The organism is Achromobacter sp. Marseille-Q0513 (assembly GCF_018195695.1).
Lineage (GTDB): Bacteria > Pseudomonadota > Gammaproteobacteria > Burkholderiales > Burkholderiaceae_B > Achromobacter.
In genome coordinates this window covers 14,241-31,431 of sequence record NZ_JAGTJY010000057.1, presented here as the reverse complement: position 1 = coordinate 31,431, position 17,191 = coordinate 14,241, and the positions used below count along the sequence as shown (strand labels likewise).

Annotated in this window: 13 protein-coding genes; 10 read left to right on the top strand and 3 right to left on the bottom strand. The window is 69.7% G+C overall.

Going from position 1 to position 17,191, the window contains the following annotated elements; genetic code table 11:
- Positions 1–68: 68 nt before the first annotated feature.
- Complete coding sequence (locus KDH83_RS14075) at positions 69–344, bottom strand: hypothetical protein (protein ID WP_103276198.1); 276 nt, start codon at positions 342–344, stop codon at positions 69–71.
- Positions 345–445: 101 nt separating this feature from the next.
- Here KDH83_RS14075 and apbC point away from each other — a divergent pair, with 101 nt between their 5' ends.
- The 4 genes from apbC to dcd all read left to right on the top strand — a co-directional run bounded on the left by apbC (position 446) and on the right by dcd (position 7,963).
- Positions 446–1,534 carry an iron-sulfur cluster carrier protein ApbC gene (apbC, locus tag KDH83_RS14070; protein ID WP_212316752.1) on the top strand — a complete coding sequence of 363 codons (1,089 nt, stop codon included), beginning with the start codon at positions 446–448 and terminating at the stop codon, positions 1,532–1,534.
- A 3-nt stretch (positions 1,535–1,537) separates the two neighbouring features.
- Complete coding sequence (locus KDH83_RS14065; protein ID WP_212316749.1) at positions 1,538–3,427, top strand: BamA/TamA family outer membrane protein; 1,890 nt, start codon at positions 1,538–1,540, stop codon at positions 3,425–3,427.
- A 56-nt stretch (positions 3,428–3,483) separates the two neighbouring features.
- Positions 3,484–7,218 (top strand): translocation/assembly module TamB domain-containing protein, encoded by a 3,735-nt coding sequence (locus KDH83_RS14060; protein ID WP_212316756.1) that lies wholly within the window; start codon positions 3,484–3,486, stop codon positions 7,216–7,218.
- A 181-nt stretch (positions 7,219–7,399) separates the two neighbouring features.
- Complete coding sequence (gene dcd / locus KDH83_RS14055) at positions 7,400–7,963, top strand: dCTP deaminase (protein WP_103271130.1); 564 nt, start codon at positions 7,400–7,402, stop codon at positions 7,961–7,963.
- A 210-nt stretch (positions 7,964–8,173) separates the two neighbouring features.
- Here dcd and KDH83_RS14050 read toward each other — a convergent pair whose 3' ends face one another.
- Entirely contained in the window at positions 8,174–9,028 is an 855-nt protein-coding gene (locus KDH83_RS14050) for a GNAT family N-acetyltransferase (RefSeq protein ID WP_212316740.1), read from the bottom strand.
- A gap of 149 nt (positions 9,029–9,177) precedes the next feature.
- Here KDH83_RS14050 and KDH83_RS14045 point away from each other — a divergent pair, with 149 nt between their 5' ends.
- Complete coding sequence (locus KDH83_RS14045; protein WP_212316738.1) at positions 9,178–10,419, top strand: GGDEF domain-containing protein; 1,242 nt, start codon at positions 9,178–9,180, stop codon at positions 10,417–10,419.
- Positions 10,420–10,493: 74 nt separating this feature from the next.
- On the opposite strand, the gene KDH83_RS14040 is transcribed toward KDH83_RS14045, so the two are convergent.
- The gene (locus tag KDH83_RS14040) at positions 10,494–11,012 is read right to left on the bottom strand and encodes a GNAT family N-acetyltransferase (RefSeq protein WP_212316754.1); all 519 of its coding nucleotides are present in this window, start codon (positions 11,010–11,012) and stop codon (positions 10,494–10,496) included.
- A gap of 111 nt (positions 11,013–11,123) precedes the next feature.
- On the opposite strand from KDH83_RS14040, the gene KDH83_RS14035 reads away from it, so the two are divergent.
- The 5 genes from KDH83_RS14035 to KDH83_RS14015 all read left to right on the top strand — a co-directional run bounded on the left by KDH83_RS14035 (position 11,124) and on the right by KDH83_RS14015 (position 17,186).
- Positions 11,124–11,576, top strand: coding sequence for a hypothetical protein (locus KDH83_RS14035; RefSeq protein WP_212316736.1), 453 nt, complete (start codon positions 11,124–11,126; stop codon positions 11,574–11,576).
- Between the two features lie 420 nt (positions 11,577–11,996).
- Positions 11,997–14,258: an arginine/lysine/ornithine decarboxylase gene (locus KDH83_RS14030; RefSeq protein ID WP_103271125.1), complete on the top strand. Its 2,262-nt coding sequence runs from the start codon at positions 11,997–11,999 to the stop codon at positions 14,256–14,258.
- A 23-nt stretch (positions 14,259–14,281) separates the two neighbouring features.
- A complete protein-coding gene (locus KDH83_RS14025) occupies positions 14,282–15,487 on the top strand; it encodes an NAD(P)/FAD-dependent oxidoreductase (RefSeq protein WP_212316734.1) in 1,206 nt (401 codons plus the stop codon).
- Positions 15,488–15,652: 165 nt separating this feature from the next.
- Complete coding sequence (locus KDH83_RS14020) at positions 15,653–16,267, top strand: superoxide dismutase (RefSeq protein WP_212316727.1); 615 nt, start codon at positions 15,653–15,655, stop codon at positions 16,265–16,267.
- A 25-nt stretch (positions 16,268–16,292) separates the two neighbouring features.
- Entirely contained in the window at positions 16,293–17,186 is an 894-nt protein-coding gene (locus KDH83_RS14015; protein WP_212316725.1) for a ZIP family metal transporter, read from the top strand.
- Positions 17,187–17,191 lie beyond the last annotated feature (5 nt).

Below are 17,191 nucleotides of genomic sequence, written 5' to 3'. Positions count from 1 at the left end.
GCCCGAAGGGAGTGTCCCTGGTGCGCGCCAGGTCGCCGCGAGGCGGCCGTGGCAGGCGCGCGCCGGCGTCAGCGGACTTCGCGGGCCTCGACGTCGATCACGTCGCCGCCGCGCGCTTGCGCGAACGGGGCGGCGGCCGACTGGAACGGATTCGGGCGGGCGCCTTGGCGCTGGCTCCAGTAGGCGCGCACGCCGAACGGCTTGCCGCGCACCTTGGCCACCACGTACAGGATCGCCACGGCGATCGCGGTGGAGAGCATGAACACCAGCGCCATCGCCATGCCGATCAGGGCCAGCGCGGCAAACAGGACGGCACGGAGGAAGCGGATGAGAGGATTCGTCATGAAGATCGGATGCAAAACGCAGCGAAAGGTTCCCGCGTATCCGCTATCCTTTAGGGGACGGCGGCCAGCAGAAGCCGCGCTGCCTACGGAACCATAGTGACATGAGTATAACGATAGAACACATCCGCGCCGCGTTGCGGGGCGCGCAAGACCCGAATACCGGCCTGGATCTGGGCGTATCTGTAAAAGATCGTGACATTCAACTGCAGGGCGGCCGGGTCGCCCTGACGCTGGAACTGGGCTATCCCGCCGACGCCTTCAAGGATCAGGTGCGCGGCGTCGCCGTCGCGGCGCTGGCCGCGGCCGGCGCGCCCGACTCCCAGGTCTCGGTGACCTGGAAGGTCGCGGCGCCCGGGGTGCAGAAGGGCCGGAAGCCGCTGCCGACCGTGCGCAACATCATCGCCGTGGCCTCGGGCAAGGGCGGCGTGGGCAAGAGCACCACCGCCGTGAACCTGGCGCTGGCCCTGGCGGCCGAGGGCGCCAAGGTGGGGCTGCTGGACGCCGACATCTACGGCCCCAGCGTGCCGACCATGCTGGGCGTGTCGGGCCGGCCCGAAAGCCGCGACAACAAGAGCATGGAGCCGCTCGAGGGCCATGGCCTGCAGGCCAATTCCATCGGCTTCCTGATCGACGCGGATTCCCCGGCGATCTGGCGCGGCCCGATGGTCACGCAGGCGCTCGAACAACTGCTGCGCCAGACCAACTGGCGCGACCTGGACTACCTGATCGTCGACATGCCGCCCGGCACGGGCGACGTGGCGCTGACGCTGGCGCAGAAGGTGCCTGTCGTGGGCGCGGTCATCGTCACCACGCCGCAGGACGTGGCGCTGCTGGACGCGCGCAAGGGCCTGCGCATGTTCCAGAAGGTCGAGGTGCCCATCCTGGGCGTCGTCGAGAACATGGCCATCCACATCTGCTCGCAATGCGGCCATGCCGAGCACATCTTCGGCGAAGGCGGCGGCCGGCGCATGGCCGAGCAGTACGACACGCCCTGGCTGGGCAGCCTGCCGCTCACGCTGGCGATCCGCGAGCAGACCGACGCGGGCCAGCCCACCGTGGTTTCCGACCCCGGCAGCGAGGCGGCGGCCCTGTACCGCGGCATCGCCCGCAAACTGGCGGCAAGCGTTGCGGCGCTGCCCCGCGACATGGCGGGCAAGTTCCCCTCCATCGTCGTGCAACAGCCGACCTGACGCATGCGCTGGGCAGCCCGGGCCTTTCTGGCCGGACTCTGCGCAATGGCGGGCGAGGCGGCGGCCAAGCGTCCCGAAATCGTGGTCGACCCCGGCGGCGTGACGCCGGCGGCGCTGCAGGCCATTACCGAGGCCGTGGACGCGATCGCCCGCCTGGCCGAAGACCAGGACGGCGGCGAAATCAGCCGGCTGCGGCGGCGCGCGCGCGACGCCACGCTGGCCGCGCTCGCCACGCAGGGCTATTTTTCCCCCACCGTCACGCTGGAAGCCGGCACCGACATCGGCGGCGAGACCTGGGACATCGGCATCGTGTCGGGCAAGCGCGCGACGGTGTCTTCCGTGGATCTCGGCTTCACCGGCCGGATCACGCGGCCCGAGTACGCGCAGCGCGTGCAGAAGCTGCGCCAGGACTGGCAGCTCAAGGTCGGCCAGCCCTTCATCAACAGCGACTGGAACAAGGCCAAGGCGGCCCTGCTGGACGAAGTGTCCGAGCGCGATTTCCTGCTGGCGCGCATGACGTCCTCGGCGGCCGACATCCAGGCCGAGCAGGCCAGCGCCGCGCTGTCCGTGACCATCGACAGCGGCCCGCAGGTGAACATGGGCGAGCTCAAGACCGAGGGCCTGGAGCGCGTGCCGGAAAAACTGGTCCAGCGCTACGTGCGCTACTCGGTGGGATCGTCCTACGAGCAGAGTCGGCTCGACCAATGGCAGCAGGACTTGCAGTCCACCGCGTTTTTCCGTGGCGCCTTCGTGTCGCTGCAGCAGCCCGGCGGACAGGCCGCGCCCGAACCGATCTCCGACCGCGCCCGCGCGCCGGGGGCGGCCGACGCCCTGGCCTCGGCGCCGGCGGGCGACCCCTCCGTTTCCGGCGGCCAGCCGCCGCCCGCGGCGGTCTACGATTCCGATGGCGAGGTCACGCTGCCCGTGCAGGTGCGGGTGGTGGAGGCGCCGCCCAAGCGCCTGTCGGTGTCCATGGGCGTGGACGACGAGGCCGGCGCCCGGCTGGAATCGATCTATCGGCAGAACGTGGTGTTCGGCCAGCCCTTGACGCTGGAAACCGGTTTCAGCGTGGACCGCTTGCGCCAGCGCGCCTACGCCGACTTCCTGTTGCCGCCGACCGAGCGCGGCTACAAGGATTCCTTCGGCGTGCTGGCCGACCGCTCCGACATCCAGGGGCTGGAAGTGACCCGCTACGCGCTCGGCGCCACGCGCCTGCAGGAGCGCAAGGCCGCCGGCGACAGCCGCGTCGAATACGAAACCCGCTGGGGCCTGTTGCTGGCGCAGGATCACGTCAAGATCGACGGCGGCGACGAATACACGCTGCCGTCCGCCACGGCCACCGCCGAATGGCTGCGCCGCGACGTGGACAACAAGTACGACCCGCGCGAAGGCAACCTGATCGCGGTGGGCGGCGGCCTGGGCGTGGTGCTGAACACCGGCGAACCCTATACGCGCGCCCGGCTGCGCGGCCAGAAATGGTGGCCCATCGGCAAGCGCGACGTGCTGACCATCCGTGGCGAGGTAGGCCGCATCTGGGCCAATGGCAAGGTCCAGGTGCCTGACGACTTCGGCTTTCGCACCGGCGGCGCGCGTTCCATCCGCGGCTACAAGTACCAGAGCATCGGCCTGAAGCGCGACAGCGCGATCGTGGGCGCGCCGGCGATGGTGGTGGGCAGCGTGGAGTACGACCACTATTTCAACGAGCGCTGGGGCATGGGCGTGTTCGTCGATGCCGGCGACGCGGCCAAATCCTTCGGCGACATGTCGCTGGCGGTCGGCTACGGCGTGGGCGCGCGCGTGCGCACGCCGGCCGGGCCCTTGTTCCTGGACGTGGCCTACGGCCAGCGCGACCGCAGCCTGCGACTGCACTTCTCCCTGGGGATCGCGTTTTGAGGACGTTGCGCGCGATCCTGCGCCATCTTCTGGTGTGGTGGCTGCCCGGGCTGGCGATGCTGGCGGTGCTGGCCTGCGGTTTCCTGTTCTGGCTGGCCGGCACGCAGAGCGGCACGCGTCTGCTGCTGACCACGGCGGCGCAGCAACTGGACGGCCAGGCGCTGGACGTGCGCGGCTCGGTGCTGCGCGGCCTGAACGTGGGACGGCTGGAGCTCGAGACGGGCGGCACCCGCGTCGAAATCGCGGACCTGGGCCTGAAAGTGGACTGGCGCGCGCTGGGCCAGCGGCGGCTGCACGTGCGCGAGCTGTCGGCCGCGGCCGTGACGGTGACGCTGGCGCCGGCGGCAGCCGAAGAAACGCCGCCCGCACAGGACGAGGCGCCCTTCAGCCTGCCGTCGCTGCCGGTGGACATCGCGCTGGACCAGCTGACGCTGGGCGAATTCCATCTGCTGCAGAACGGCGAGGCCCTGCCCGTGTCGCTCGGCGGTCTGGCCGCCACCTTCGCGGCCGGGCAGGACAGCGCGCAGCTGCGCATCGCCAGCCTGCGCGTCGGCCATGAGATCGGACAGGCCGAGCTGAGCGGCGAGGCCGAGCTGCGCGCGCTGGCGGACCCGTGGCCGTTCAGCCTGCGGCTGGACGTGGCCGCGCGGGGCGCCGGCCCTGATTCCCCGCTGTGCCAGGCCGAGCGCCTGCGCGCCATCGTCGGCGATGGCGCGAACGCCCAGGCGGGCGGGGCGCGGCCGGATGGCGCGGACAAGACGGACAAGGCCGGCAAGGCATCCGGCAAGGCGGGCAAGCCCGCCCAGGCGCAAAAGGCCGGCAAGGCAGCGGGCGCGACGCCGGCATCCACGCCCGCCGACGCGCCGGCGCCGGCCACCGCTTTCGTCGGCCCCCCGGAACCGGCCTGCCGTGTGTTGCTGAGCGCCGACGCCGCGGGCTCGCTGGACGGCCTGCAGGCCAAGCTGGAAGGCACCGGCTCCGGGCTGGCGTTGAATGTGTTGGCCGATCTGGCGCCGCGCACGCCCCTGGTGCTGCGCAGCGCCAGCGCCCAGGCGCGCCTGCCGGACGCGTCCACGCTGACGGCGCAGTTCGACCTCAAGGCCGCGGCGGACGGCCAGGGGCGCGACCGCATCGAGGGCAAGGTGGGCGCCGAGCGGCTGGACCTGGGGCCGTGGCTGGGCAAGGACATTCCGCAGGCCGTGCTGAGCCTGAGCGCGGATCTGGGCGCCGAGCTGGAGAACCTGAGCCAACTGCGGCTGGCGGCAGTGGACCTGCGCATCCAGGAAGGCTCGCGCTGGAACAAGCAGCCACTGGCGGGCGCGCTGAAGGCCCGGGTCGAATTGCCGGCGGCCACGCCGCCCGCCGCCGTCGCGGACGGCGCGTCGACGCCCGCCACCGCCGGGACGGCAACGCCAGGGGCCGGCGCGACCGACGATCCGCTGGCCGGCCTGCGCATCCAGGGCCTGGACGTGGACCTGACGCTGGGTCGCAACCGCATCCGCGCCCAGGGCGACGTGGGCGCGGCCGACGGGTCGCTGGCGCTGGACGCGCAAGCGCCGCAGCTGGACGCTTTCTGGCCGGGACTGCCGGGCGGAGCGGAATTGAAGGGCAAGCTCAACGGCACGGCGGCCGCCCATCGCGGCGAGTTCAGCGCCCGCTACGTGCCGGCCAAGGTCCGCGCGGGGGTGCTGGGCGAAGCGCCGGCGCAGGCTGATATCGCATTTGCCGGGGGCTGGGGACGCGGCCCGGCGGGCGAGGCCGATGCCGCCCTGACGGGCTGGCGCGGCACGTTTTCGCGGCTCAATGCGGAATCGGCCGGCTTCGCGGTCGCTGCCGAGCGGCCGCTGTCCGTGGCCTACCTGCCCGGGGCGGTCGCGCCGCAATGGCAGTGGCAGGTCGGCGCCACCACGCTCGGCCTGACGCTGCCGGGCAAGGAACGCCTGACGCTGGCCCACAAGGGCTCGCGCGGCGGCGGCGCGCGCTGGGAAACCGCCGGCCAGGCGGACAACCTGGTGATCACGGCGGCCATGACGCGGCAGGGGATCGCCGCCGTCGATCCCGAAGCCGCCAGGCGGCCGGACCAGGGCCCCACGCGGGCCCACGCCATGGTGGCCGAAGCCAAGCGCCGCATCGCGCTCGATGTGTCCTGGGACCTGAAGTTCGACGGCCGCCTGGCGGGTTCGGCCCGCATCGCCCGCCGCGACGGCGATCTGCTGATTCCGGGCGATCCGCCCGTGCCGCTGGGACTGACGGCGCTGACGCTGGACCTGACCGCGACGCCGTCCTCGGCCAGCGCCAGCCGCCTGGATGCCAAATTGGCCCTGGCCACCGAGAAGATGGGCGTGGTCAACGGCACGGCCTCGGCCGTGCTCGCCGTGGATGCGCAGGGCGGCATGGCGCTGGATGCGCGCCAGCCGATCCGCGCCAAGCTGGATGCCGACATCGCCGACCTGGCATGGGTCGGCCTGTTCGTGGGCGACGCGATGGAAGTCGGCGGCACGGTCAAGGCCAACCTGGAGGCCCAGGGCACGCTGACGGGCAAGTGGACGGGCAGCGGCGCGATCCGCGGCGACCGGCTGCGGGTTGTGCGCATCGACGACGGCGTGCGGCTGGTCGAGGGCAAGCTGGCGGCGCGCCTGGACGGCGACAGCCTGGTGCTGGACAGCCTGCGCTTCCCGGCCTCGCTGCGCGTGATGCCGGCAGAATGGCGCACCAAGGAATGGATCACCACCAATCCCGAGGCCAAGGACGGCTATGCCGAGGCCCGCGGACGCTGGAGCCTGACGGATGGCGGCGGCCAGCTGCGCCTGACGCTGTACCGTTTCCCGGCGCTGCAGCGCTCGGACCGCTATGCCATGGTGTCCGGCTCGGTCGATCTGAACGTCGCCCTGCCGCGCATCGACATCGTGGGCGACCTCAAGGCGGACGCCGGCTGGTTCAGCCTGGAGATCCTGCAGGGCGTGCCCACGCTGGACGACGACGTGAAGGTGCGCCGGCCGGGCGACGATCCCGGCGCGGCGTCCACGCCGCTGCAGACCAGCATGAACCTCAAGTTCGACATGGGGCCGCGCTTCTACATCACCGGCATGGGCCTGGACGCGGGCCTGCTGGGCTCGATCCAGATCCTGCTCAGCGACGGCCGGCTGACCGGCGTGGGCGCGCTGCGCACGCGCGGCGGCGGCATCGAGGCCTATGGCCAGAAGCTGCGGCTGCGCCGCGGCACGCTGACGTTCCAGGGGCGGCTGGACAATCCCGTGCTGGACATCGAGGCCCTGCGCACCGGCGAGCAGGTCGAGGCCGGCGTCAAGGTGGCAGGCACGGCGCAGCGCCCGCGTATCGACCTGGTGTCGTATCCCGACGTGAGCGATGTGGAAAAGCTGTCCTGGCTGCTGCTGGGGCGCGGGCCGGACGGCAGCGGCGGCGATGCCGCGCTGCTGCTGTCGGTGGGCACGGCTTTGCTGGGCGGAGGCGGGCCGCCGTTCTACAAGCAGTTCGGGCTGGATGATGTCAGCATCCGCAGCGGCAATATCGGCAGCTCCGGCAGCCTGCTGCCGGACCGCACCGTGGCCGGCGACGTCAACCGCGACAGCGACAGCCGCCTGGCGACCCAGTTCCTGGTGGCCAGCAAGACTTTCGCCAACGGCATCACGCTGAGCGTGGAGCAGGCCCTGGCCGGCGCCGACACCGTGGGACGCGCCAGTTACCGGCTGAGCCGCCGCTGGTCGGTGGACCTGAAGGGCGGCGCGGTCAACGGCATCGCCCTGGTTTACCGCACATTCTTTGGGGACTAGAAGGGGGGGGTAGGCCCCCCCCGAAGCGCTGGCGCGCTTCCCCCCCAAGGGGGGCGCCGCGACGGACCGGCGGAGCCGGATCCGTGCGGCCTGGATTAGGGGGGCAACTCTGTCAGGGGGGGCAGTTCTGCCGCTCGAGATAAAATCAGGGCTGTCCATTCCCCCGAGCACCATTGCCATCATGAGCATCAAAAGCGACCGCTGGATCCGCCGCCAGGCCGAAGCCGGCATGATCGAACCCTTTGAAGCGGGTCAGGTCCGCACGGCCAATGGCGGGCGCATTGTCAGCTACGGCACCAGCAGCTACGGCTACGACGTGCGCTGCGCCGACGAATTCAAGATCTTCACGAACATCAATTCCACCATCGTCGATCCCAAGAACTTCGACGAAGGCTCGTTCGTGGACTTCAAGGGCGATGTCTGCATCATTCCGCCCAATTCCTTCGCACTGGCGCGCACCGTCGAGTATTTCCGCATTCCGCGCAGCGTGCTGACCATCTGCCTGGGCAAGAGCACCTACGCGCGCTGCGGCATCATCGTCAACGTGACGCCGCTGGAGCCGGAATGGGAAGGCCACGTCACGCTGGAATTCTCGAACACCACGCCGCTGCCCGCCAAGATCTACGCCGGCGAAGGCTGCGCGCAGATGCTGTTCCTGGAAAGCGACGAGGTCTGCGAGACCTCCTACCGCGATCGCGGCGGCAAGTATCAGGGCCAACGCGGCGTTACGCTGCCTAGAACATAACCCCCCCGAAGCGCTGCGCGCTTCCCCCCAGGGGGCGCCGGCTGCGGACCGGCGGAGCCGGATCCGCGCGGCCCCGATTGGGGCTGACTTGCCGCGTTGTGGCGTTCCTCTTCGTTGGGTCTGCCTTTCGCCCTGCTTCGTCCTGACCTTCCTTGGCGGGCGGGGCGTTGTCGTGTGGCGGCAAAGCCGCCGTCGCGCGTCTTGGAGGCGCTAGCCCCCGGTTTTCGCCTGCGCGGGGCGCAGGTATTCGATGTCCCATTCGCTTTCGTCGACCTGGACGAAGCCGTGGCGCTGGTAGAAGCGGTTCGAATCGCTGTCGCGCAGGGCGCCCACGCGCAGCGGCAGGCCTTGCGCGTCGGCCAGTGCCAGCAGGCGCTTGAGCGTGCGGCCGCCCAGGCCCCGGGCCTGGACCGATGGGTGCAGGTACAGGTGGTCCAGGCGCAGGCCGTCGCCATCCGGGCGCAGGGCGTAGAAGCCGACGCGTTTTCCTTCCAGCTCGATTGCCCAGGTGTATTCCGGGCGGAAGGTGGCTTGCAGCCGGCTGCGCGCGCGCTCGGGGTCGAAACGGCCCAGCCGCTCCAGGCTTGCGCGCATGGCGGCGATACGCAACGCCAGCAGGTCCTCGAAATCGGCTTCGGACACGGCCGGGTAGCGCAGCGCCGGTTCGGCCAGTTCGTCGTAGCCCCGGCCCAGGAACTGCAGCAGGCAGATGCCATGGCCGAAAGGGTCGCTCAGGTGGGCGATGCGGCCCCAGGCATGGGTGGCGGCCGGGTCTTCGAGCCGGGCGCCAGCCGCGACGGCTCGCGTCACGGCCGCGTCCACATCGTCCACCACCACGTCCAGGTGCACCGGCGTCCAGTGCCGGGCGTAATCCCGCGGCTGGCGCGTCGCGCCCGCCGCCGGCGTGCCGGCGGCCTTTTCCAGCAGATAGATGGGGGCCTCGGCGCCGGCCATTTCCGCCACCGCCGGTCCCAGGCGGCGCGACAGGGTCAGCCCGAAAGCATGTTCGTAGAAGCCGATGGCGCGCTCCAGGTCGGGCACGTCGATATTGATCAGGAGTCTCATGGCGGCGCAGGCGCGGGCAGGGACGACCAACATAGCACGGCGACCGCCGGTTGCGCGGCGCTAAAGAACCCCAGGGGGCGACCGTAAAGTGGAATATGTGTTTGCCGATTTGGCGACGTCATTTCAGCAAGCGTGAGCAAGGCCCTATCGTGCGTTACCCCCATATCCCCTGGCTGCCCCTGTTGTTCTATCCTGCGCTGCCGGTGGCGGCGGCGGCGGGGCTGCTGCTTTGGCAGGACTGGCCGCCCGCCCTGGCGCTGATCGTTCCCTACGTGCCCTGGGTGATGGCGCTGATCGGCATCGCCATCTGCCTGATGTACCAGCGTTCGCAGACCATGGCGCTGATGCTCAGCGTGCTGGTCGCTGCGGCTGCCTGGCCTGCCTTGGCGGAGCAGGCGCCGTGGGCGCTGGGGCCGGCGCTGGCCTGGTGGGCGCTGGCCTATACCATCAATGCCTTGTGGGCCGAGCGCTCCAGCGTGCTGCTGGACCTGGCCGCGCGGCTGGGCCTGATGGCCTCGGGCGCGGCCGCCATCGCGCTGGCGGGCAAGGAAGGCACGGCGGACTTCTTCAGCACGCTGGCCGTGCAAGGCGCGCTGGCGCGCCTGGGCGTGCCGGTCGAGGCGCTGGCCGCGCTGCTGGCGACCGGCCTGACGCTGACCCTGCTGCTGTTGCGCTATGGCCGTCCGCAGCAGGCCGGCCAGTGGCTGGGCTTCGTCTGCATGGCATGGGCCCTGCCGCGCGGCGCGCAGCATCCGGTCGAGCTGGCGCTGATGTCGGCCGCCGCGCTGACCTCGCTGTGCATTTCGCTGGCCCATGAAGGGTTCCACATGGCGTTCCGCGACGAACTGACCGGGCTGCCGGGCCGGCGCGCGCTGAACGAAAAGCTGCAACGCATGGGCCGGGTCTACACGTTGGCCATGGCGGACGTGGATCATTTCAAGGCCTTCAACGATACCCATGGCCACGACGTGGGCGACCAGGTGCTGCGCATGGTCGCGGCGCAACTGCGCCGCGTGTCCGGCGGCGGCCATGCCTACCGCTATGGCGGCGAGGAATTCACGCTGGTGTTCCCCGGCAAGACCGCGGCTGAAAGCATGCCGCACCTGGAAGCCGTGCGGCGCGCCATCGAGGCCTACCAGATGCGCCTGCGCGACAAGCCGGCACGGCCCCGGACGGACCAGGCGGGCTTGCGTCGCCGTGGCGCCCGGAGCGGACGCAACACGCGGCCGTTGCGCGTGACGGTCAGCATCGGCGTGGCCGAGCGCGGCGACGCGTTGCGCGCGCCCGAAGCGGTCATCAAGGCTGCCGACCAGGCGCTGTACAAGGCTAAGGATGGCGGCCGCAACCAGGTGTGCTCCTACGGCGCGCGCCGGCGCTCCAGCGCGGGCTGAGATCGCGCCGCGCGGCGATGCCGCCGGGGTGGGAAGGCGCGGCGCGCTGCCAGCGGCGTGCCGACGGATGGCGCTCAGTCGCCGGCCAGGCGCAGCGTCATCAGTCTTTCGTCGTGCAGCACGCCGTTCACGCACAGCCCTTCAGGCTCCATGCCGTACTCCGCGAAGCCCAGGCTCTCGTACAGCGCGCGCGCGGCGAGGTTGCCGGCCGTGACGCTCAGTTGCAACTGGCGCACGCCGCGCATGCCGCCGGCATGATCGATGGCGGCCAGCATCAGCTGGCGCGCCAGTCCGCGCCCGCGCGCGGCGGGCGCCATGTACACGCTCCAGATCTGCGCCTTGTGGCGCATCTTCAGTTTGTGCTGCCGGCCCACGCCGGCCATGCCGGCCAGCGCGCCGTCGATGAACACGCCGAACATGGCGTTTTCGATGTCCGTGGCGACCCAGGCGCGGATATCGTCCAGCGTGAGCGTATGTTCCTCTTCGTAACTCGATCCGAACGCTTCGGGCGTTTCGCGCAAGGCGTCCAGGCGCAACTGACGCAAGGGTGCGGCGTCGGCGGGCGTCAATCGTCGTATCAGCGGATCGGGCATGGCGGGGTGTTGGGAAATGGGCACGCCTTGCGGCGCGGCAGCCCAGTATAGGGGGACGCTTGCCTATAATGGTTTTCATCGCCGCTAGCGGTTTTCTCCAAGGAGCCCTTGATGTTCGGTTTCCTCAAGACAAACCATGAAGCCAGGCGCGACGAAGTCCAGGCGGAGTTCGTGGCGCGGGTGGCCGCCGCCGCCCAGGATTTCGTCCAGGCCGCCGGCCCAGCCGGCGCCGGGCTGGACTACACGCCGGGCAGCCTCCATGCGCTGGATGCCGCGCTCGAGGCCGCCCACGTCGGCGCGCTGGCCCTGACGCCGATGCAGACCGTGGGCGCGGCCGCCTACCTGTACGAGGTGGCGCGGCGCGAGCACGGCGGCTTGTACGAAGTCTGCGACGACGAGGATCCGGTGGTGCTGGTCTGCGGCGAGTCCGGCGCCCAGGTCTGCCTGGCCGCCATTGCCAAGGTTGAGCGCCGCATCCGTTACGGGCAGGCCGAGGCCATCCCGCCTTACTTCGAACGCTTCATCGCGGCCCTGCATGCCGGCGAGACCCTGACCCTGCGTTAGTGTGCTGTCCCGCAGATACGCCCGCACGAAATCCACCCCTAGCCGCCATGGCGTCGTTGCAAATCCTCGCGATACCTACGGGTATCACTGCGGTTTGCGCCTAGCCCTGACGTCTATGGATGAATTTCGTCATGCGGACGTACCTACGGGACAGCACACTAGATCCCCGTTTTTCCGCCGTCGCGGCGGCCTGCCGCGGCCCCGCTGGCGCGCCCGGCGGGGCATATGCGCAACACCCGCGGGCCGCTGCGGGCGCCCCGGGGCGGATTGCCTTGGGACTGAAAGAAAAAGCGCCCTACAATTCGGCCATTCCCGCACCCCCGGCGGGCTTACGCGCCGCCTGCCTCCAGGCGGTTTATTTACCGCAGTACACTCGCGACCCTTATACGCGTCCGTTTGCCTTGCCCCAGGAGCGCCTGCATGAAATTCCGCTTCCCCATCTTCATCATCGACGAGGACTACCGTTCCGAGAACGCGTCCGGTCTTGGTATCCGTGCCCTGTCCGCCGCGATCGAGGCCGAGGGCGTCGAGGTGATCGGGGTGACCAGCTATGGCGACCTGAGTTCCTTCGCGCAGCAGCAGAGCCGCGCCAGCGCCTTCATCCTGTCGATCGACGATGAAGAGTTCGACGTGGACTCGCCCGAGGACGTGGCCAGCGCGATCAAGAACCTGCGCGCCTTCATCGGCGAGCTGCGCTTTCGCAACGCCGACATCCCGATCTACCTGTACGGCGAGACGCGCACGTCCGAGCACATCCCGAACGACATCCTGCGCGAGCTGCACGGCTTCATCCACATGTTCGAGGACACGCCCGAGTTCGTGGCCCGCCACATCATCCGCGAAGCGCGCAGCTACGTGGACAGCCTGCCGCCGCCGTTCTTCCGCGAGCTGGTGAAGTACGCGCAGGACGGCTCGTATTCCTGGCACTGCCCCGGCCACTCCGGCGGCGTGGCCTTCCTGAAGAGCCCCGTGGGCCAGATGTTCCACCAGTTCTTCGGCGAGAACATGCTGCGCGCCGACGTCTGCAACGCCGTGGATGAACTGGGCCAGCTGCTGGACCACACCGGCCCGGTGGCCGAGTCCGAGCTGAACGCCGCGCGCATCTTCCACGCCGACCACTGCTACTTCGTGACCAACGGCACATCCACCTCGAACAAGGTGGTGTGGCACGCCAACGTCGCCGCCGGCGACGTGGTGGTGGTGGACCGCAACTGCCACAAGTCGATCCTGCACGCCATCACCATGACGGGCGCGATCCCGGTGTTCCTGCGCCCGACGCGCAACCACCTGGGCATCATCGGCCCGATCCCGCTGGAAGAATTCCACCCGGACAACATCCGCAAGAAGATCGAGGCCAATCCCTTCGCGCGCGAGGCCGTCAACAAGAACCCGCGCATCCTGACGCTGACGCAGAGCACCTACGACGGCGTGATCTACAACGTCGAAATGATCAAGGAGCAGCTCGGCAGCCACGTCGACACGCTGCACTTCGACGAAGCCTGGCTGCCGCACGCGGCGTTCCACGAGTTCTACCAGGACATGCACGCCATCGGCCAGGACCGCCCGCGCAGCAAGGACGCGATGGTGTTCGCCACGCACTCCACGCACAAGCTGCTGGCTGGCATCTCGCAGGCCTCGCAGATCATCGTGCAGGAGTCCGAGACCCGCAAGCTGGACCGCAACGTCTTCAACGAGGCGTACCTGATGCACACGTCCACGTCGCCGCAGTACGCGATCATCGCGTCCTGCGACGTGGCCGCCGCCATGATGGAGCCGCCCGGAGGCACCGCGCTGGTCGAGGAAAGCATCCGCGAAGCCATGGACTTCCGCCGCGCCATGCGCAAGGTGGAATCCGAATTCGGCAAGAACGACTGGTGGTTCAAGGTCTGGGGCCCGAACCGCCTGGTGTCCGAAGGCATCGGCAACCGCGACGAATGGATCCTCGAGTCCAACGAGCACTGGCACGGCTTCGGCGACCTGGCCGAAGGCTTCAACATGCTGGACCCGATCAAGGCCACGATCATCACCCCGGGCCTGGACATGTCCGGCAGCTTCGGCGAGACCGGCATCCCGGCCGCGCTGGTGTCCAAGTACCTGACCGAGCACGGCGTGGTGGTCGAGAAGACCGGCCTGTATTCGTTCTTCATCCTGTTCACCATCGGCATCACCAAGGGCCGCTGGAACACGCTGCTGACCGCGCTGCAGCAGTTCAAGGACGACTACGACCGCAACCAGCCGCTGTGGCGCATCCTGCCCGACTTCTGCAAGGTGCATCGCCGCTACGAGCGCATGGGTCTGCGCGACCTGTGCCAGCAGATCCACGAGGCCTACCGCGAGCGCGACGTGGCCCGCCTGACCACCGAGATGTACCTGAGCGACATGGTGCCGGCGCTCAAGCCGTCCGACGCCTTCGCCCGCATGGCGCACCGCGAGGTCGAGCGCGTCGACATCGACAAGCTGGAAGGCCGCGTCACCGGCGTGCTGCTGACGCCGTACCCGCCGGGCATCCCGCTGCTGATTCCGGGCGAACGCTTCAACCGCACCATCGTGCAGTACCTGCAGTTCGCGCGTGAGTTCAACGAGCGCTTCCCGGGCTTCGAGACCTACATCCACGGCCTGGCCGACGAGGTGGGCGAGGACGGCGAGAAGCGCTACTACGTCGACTGCCTGAAGGAAGAGTGATCCCGCAAGGATCCGGAGCGCCGATGTTGTTTGACGTTGCCGTGCTGGGCGCCGGCGCCGCGGGCATGATGTGCGCCGCGGTGGCCGGCCAGCGGGGCTTGCGCGTGGTCCTGGTGGACCACGCCGAGCGCCTGGCCGAGAAAATCCGCATTTCCGGTGGGGGCCGCTGCAATTTCACCAATCTCGGCGCCGGCCCCGCCAACTTCCTGTCCGAGAACCCGCACTTCTGCCGTTCGGCGCTGGCGGGCTACACGCCGCAGGATTTCCTGGCGCTGCTCAAGCGCCATCGCGTGTCCTGGCACGAGAAGCATCGCGGCCAGCTGTTCTGCGACGATTCCAGCGAATCCATCATCGGGCTGCTGCGCGCCGAGTGCGACGAGGGCGGGGTGGCCTGGCGCATGGGCTGTTCGGTGGCCGAGATCGTCCATGGCGAGCAGGGTTTCGAGCTGCGCACCAGCCAGGGCCTCATCCGCGCGGCCAAGCTGGTCGTGGCCACCGGCGGCATGGCGATCCCGCAGCTGGGCGCCACCGATTTCGGCCTGAAGATCGCGCGCCAGTTCGGCCTGAAGATCGTCGAGCCGCGGCCCGCGCTGGTGCCGCTGACCTTCGACGCGGCGCAGTGGCAGCCGCTGTCGGCGCTGTCCGGCGTGGCGCTGGAAGTGAGCCTGTCCACGGGGCAGGGCAAGGCGCGCGGCGAGTTCCTCGAAGACCTGCTGTTCACGCATCGCGGGCTGTCGGGGCCGGCGATCCTGCAGATTTCCAGCTACTGGAAGCCGGGCGAGCCCATTGTGGTGGACCTGGCGCCGGGCCGTGACCTGGCCGCCGAGCTGCTGGACGCCAAGTCCGGCAATCGCCAGCAACTGCACACGGTGCTGGCCGGGCTGTGGCCCAAGCGGCTGGCCGAGGCCTGGCTGGCGCTGGCCGAGCAGGGCGGCAAGCCAGGACTGGCCGCCTTGCGGCTGGCCGATGCGCCGGACAAGACGTTGCGCGGGTTGGCCCAGGATATTCATCAATGGACGCTGGTGCCCAGCGGCACGGCCGGCTACAAGAAGGCCGAGGTCATGCGCGGCGGGGTGGACACGCGCGGGCTGGACCAGAAGTCCATGCAGGCGCGCACCGTGCCCGGCCTGTACTTCATCGGCGAGGCCGTGGACGTGACCGGCTGGCTGGGTGGCTACAACTTCCAGTGGGCCTGGGCCTCGGGCGTGGCCTGCGGCAAGGCGCTGTAGCGACGGGATCGGGCCGCCGCCGGGTACGCGTCCGGCGGCGATAGGCCGACCTTATCGCGCGGATTGTGACAATCTCGTTGTGGTATTAAATAAAAATAAATATCATTTGTGTTTTCGATAGTGATTCATCCCTGCCACCAAGGGACGATCTGACGGAGACACCAGATGGCCTATACCTTGCCCCCGCTACCCTACGCCTATGAAGCGCTGGAGCCGCACATCGACGCGCTGACGATGGAGATCCATCACAGCAAGCATCACCAGACCTACGTCAACAACCTGAACGCCGCCCTGGAAGGCGCCGGCCTGTCGACCGACGAACCGGTCGAGGCGCTGGTGGCGCGGCTGGACCAGTTGCCCGCCGCCATCAATGCCGCGGTGCGCAACAACGGCGGCGGTCACGCCAACCACAGCCTGTTCTGGAGCGTGATGTCGCCGCGCGGCGGCGGCGCGCCCGACGGCGCGCTGGCGCAGGCCATCGCGTCCGACCTCGGCGGGCTGGATGCCTTCCGCGAAGCCTTCACCAAGGCCGCGCTGACCCGCTTCGGCAGCGGCTGGGCCTGGCTGTCGGTGCCGCCGGCCGGCAAGCTCGTGGTCGAGAGCAGCGCCAACCAGGACAGTCCGCTGATGCACGGCAATACCCCGATCCTCGGCCTGGACGTATGGGAGCACGCCTACTACCTGAAATACCAGAACCGCCGCCCCGAGTACATCGGCGCGTTCTACAACGTGATCGATTGGTCCGAGGTGGCGCGCCGCTACGCGGCCGCCGTGGGCTGATCGCGGTTACGCCAGCGAGGCGCCCATGAACACATTCAGCCGACACCGGATCCGGCCCGCCGCCACCAGCGTCAGCATCTGGACGCTGGCCGTGCTGGTGTCCTGCCTGGCCCTGTACCAGCTGTGGGTCTATCTGGACGTGCGCGCGCCGCACGTGGCCGACGCGCTGCTGGGCGGCATGATGGCCGCCGCCGCGACCGCGCTGGGCACGCTGCCCGTGCTGTTCGCCCAGACCCTGCCGCAGAAGGTGCAGGACAGCCTGTACGGTTTCGGCGCCGGCGTCATGCTGGCCGCCAGCGCCTTCTCGCTGGTGGCGCCCGGCATCGCCGCGGCCGGCGAGCAGGGGCATGGCCCCTGGGGCGCCGGCATCCTGGTCGGCGCCGCCATCCTGCTGGGCGCGGCGGTGCTGCTGCTGATGGACCGCTGCCTGCCGCACGAGCACTTCATCAAGGGCAGGGAAGGCATCGAGGCGCATCGCCTGCGCCGCACCTGGCTGTTCGTGTTCGCCATCACGCTGCACAACCTGCCCGAAGGGCTGGCCATCGGCGTGGGCTATGCCGGCAACGACCCGCTGCGCGGCACGGCGCTGGCCACCGGCATCGCCATCCAGGACATTCCCGAAGGGCTGGTGGTGGCGGTGGCGCTGATGGCCGCCGGTTACAAGCGCGCCTTCGCGGTGGCGCTGGGCATGCTGTCGGGCCTGGTGGAGCCGCTGGGCGCGGTGCTGGGCGCGGCCGTGGTGGGCTGGTCGGCGGCCTTGCTGCCGTGGGGACTGGGCTTTGCCGCCGGGGCCATGCTGTTCGTCATCAGCCATGAAATCATTCCCGAATCGCACCGCAAGGGACACGAGGTCCATGCCACCGGCGGGCTGATGCTGGGCTTCGTGCTGATGATGTTGCTGGATACCGCGTTGGGTTAGCGGCG

Coding starts and splice junctions, on each gene's coding strand:
- KDH83_RS14015 (WP_212316725.1), top strand. CDS start 16,293: ATGAACACATTCAGCCGACACCGGATCCGGCCCGCCGCCACCAGCGTC.
- KDH83_RS14035 (WP_212316736.1), top strand. CDS start 11,124: ATGTTCGGTTTCCTCAAGACAAACCATGAAGCCAGGCGCGACGAAGTC.
- KDH83_RS14065 (WP_212316749.1), top strand. CDS start 1,538: ATGCGCTGGGCAGCCCGGGCCTTTCTGGCCGGACTCTGCGCAATGGCG.
- dcd (WP_103271130.1), top strand. CDS start 7,400: ATGAGCATCAAAAGCGACCGCTGGATCCGCCGCCAGGCCGAAGCCGGC.
- KDH83_RS14040 (WP_212316754.1), bottom strand. CDS start 11,012: ATGCCCGATCCGCTGATACGACGATTGACGCCCGCCGACGCCGCACCC.
- KDH83_RS14025 (WP_212316734.1), top strand. CDS start 14,282: ATGTTGTTTGACGTTGCCGTGCTGGGCGCCGGCGCCGCGGGCATGATG.
- KDH83_RS14060 (WP_212316756.1), top strand. CDS start 3,484: ATGCTGGCGGTGCTGGCCTGCGGTTTCCTGTTCTGGCTGGCCGGCACG.
- KDH83_RS14030 (WP_103271125.1), top strand. CDS start 11,997: ATGAAATTCCGCTTCCCCATCTTCATCATCGACGAGGACTACCGTTCC.
- KDH83_RS14075 (WP_103276198.1), bottom strand. CDS start 344: ATGACGAATCCTCTCATCCGCTTCCTCCGTGCCGTCCTGTTTGCCGCG.
- KDH83_RS14050 (WP_212316740.1), bottom strand. CDS start 9,028: ATGAGACTCCTGATCAATATCGACGTGCCCGACCTGGAGCGCGCCATC.
- KDH83_RS14020 (WP_212316727.1), top strand. CDS start 15,653: ATGGCCTATACCTTGCCCCCGCTACCCTACGCCTATGAAGCGCTGGAG.
- apbC (WP_212316752.1), top strand. CDS start 446: ATGAGTATAACGATAGAACACATCCGCGCCGCGTTGCGGGGCGCGCAA.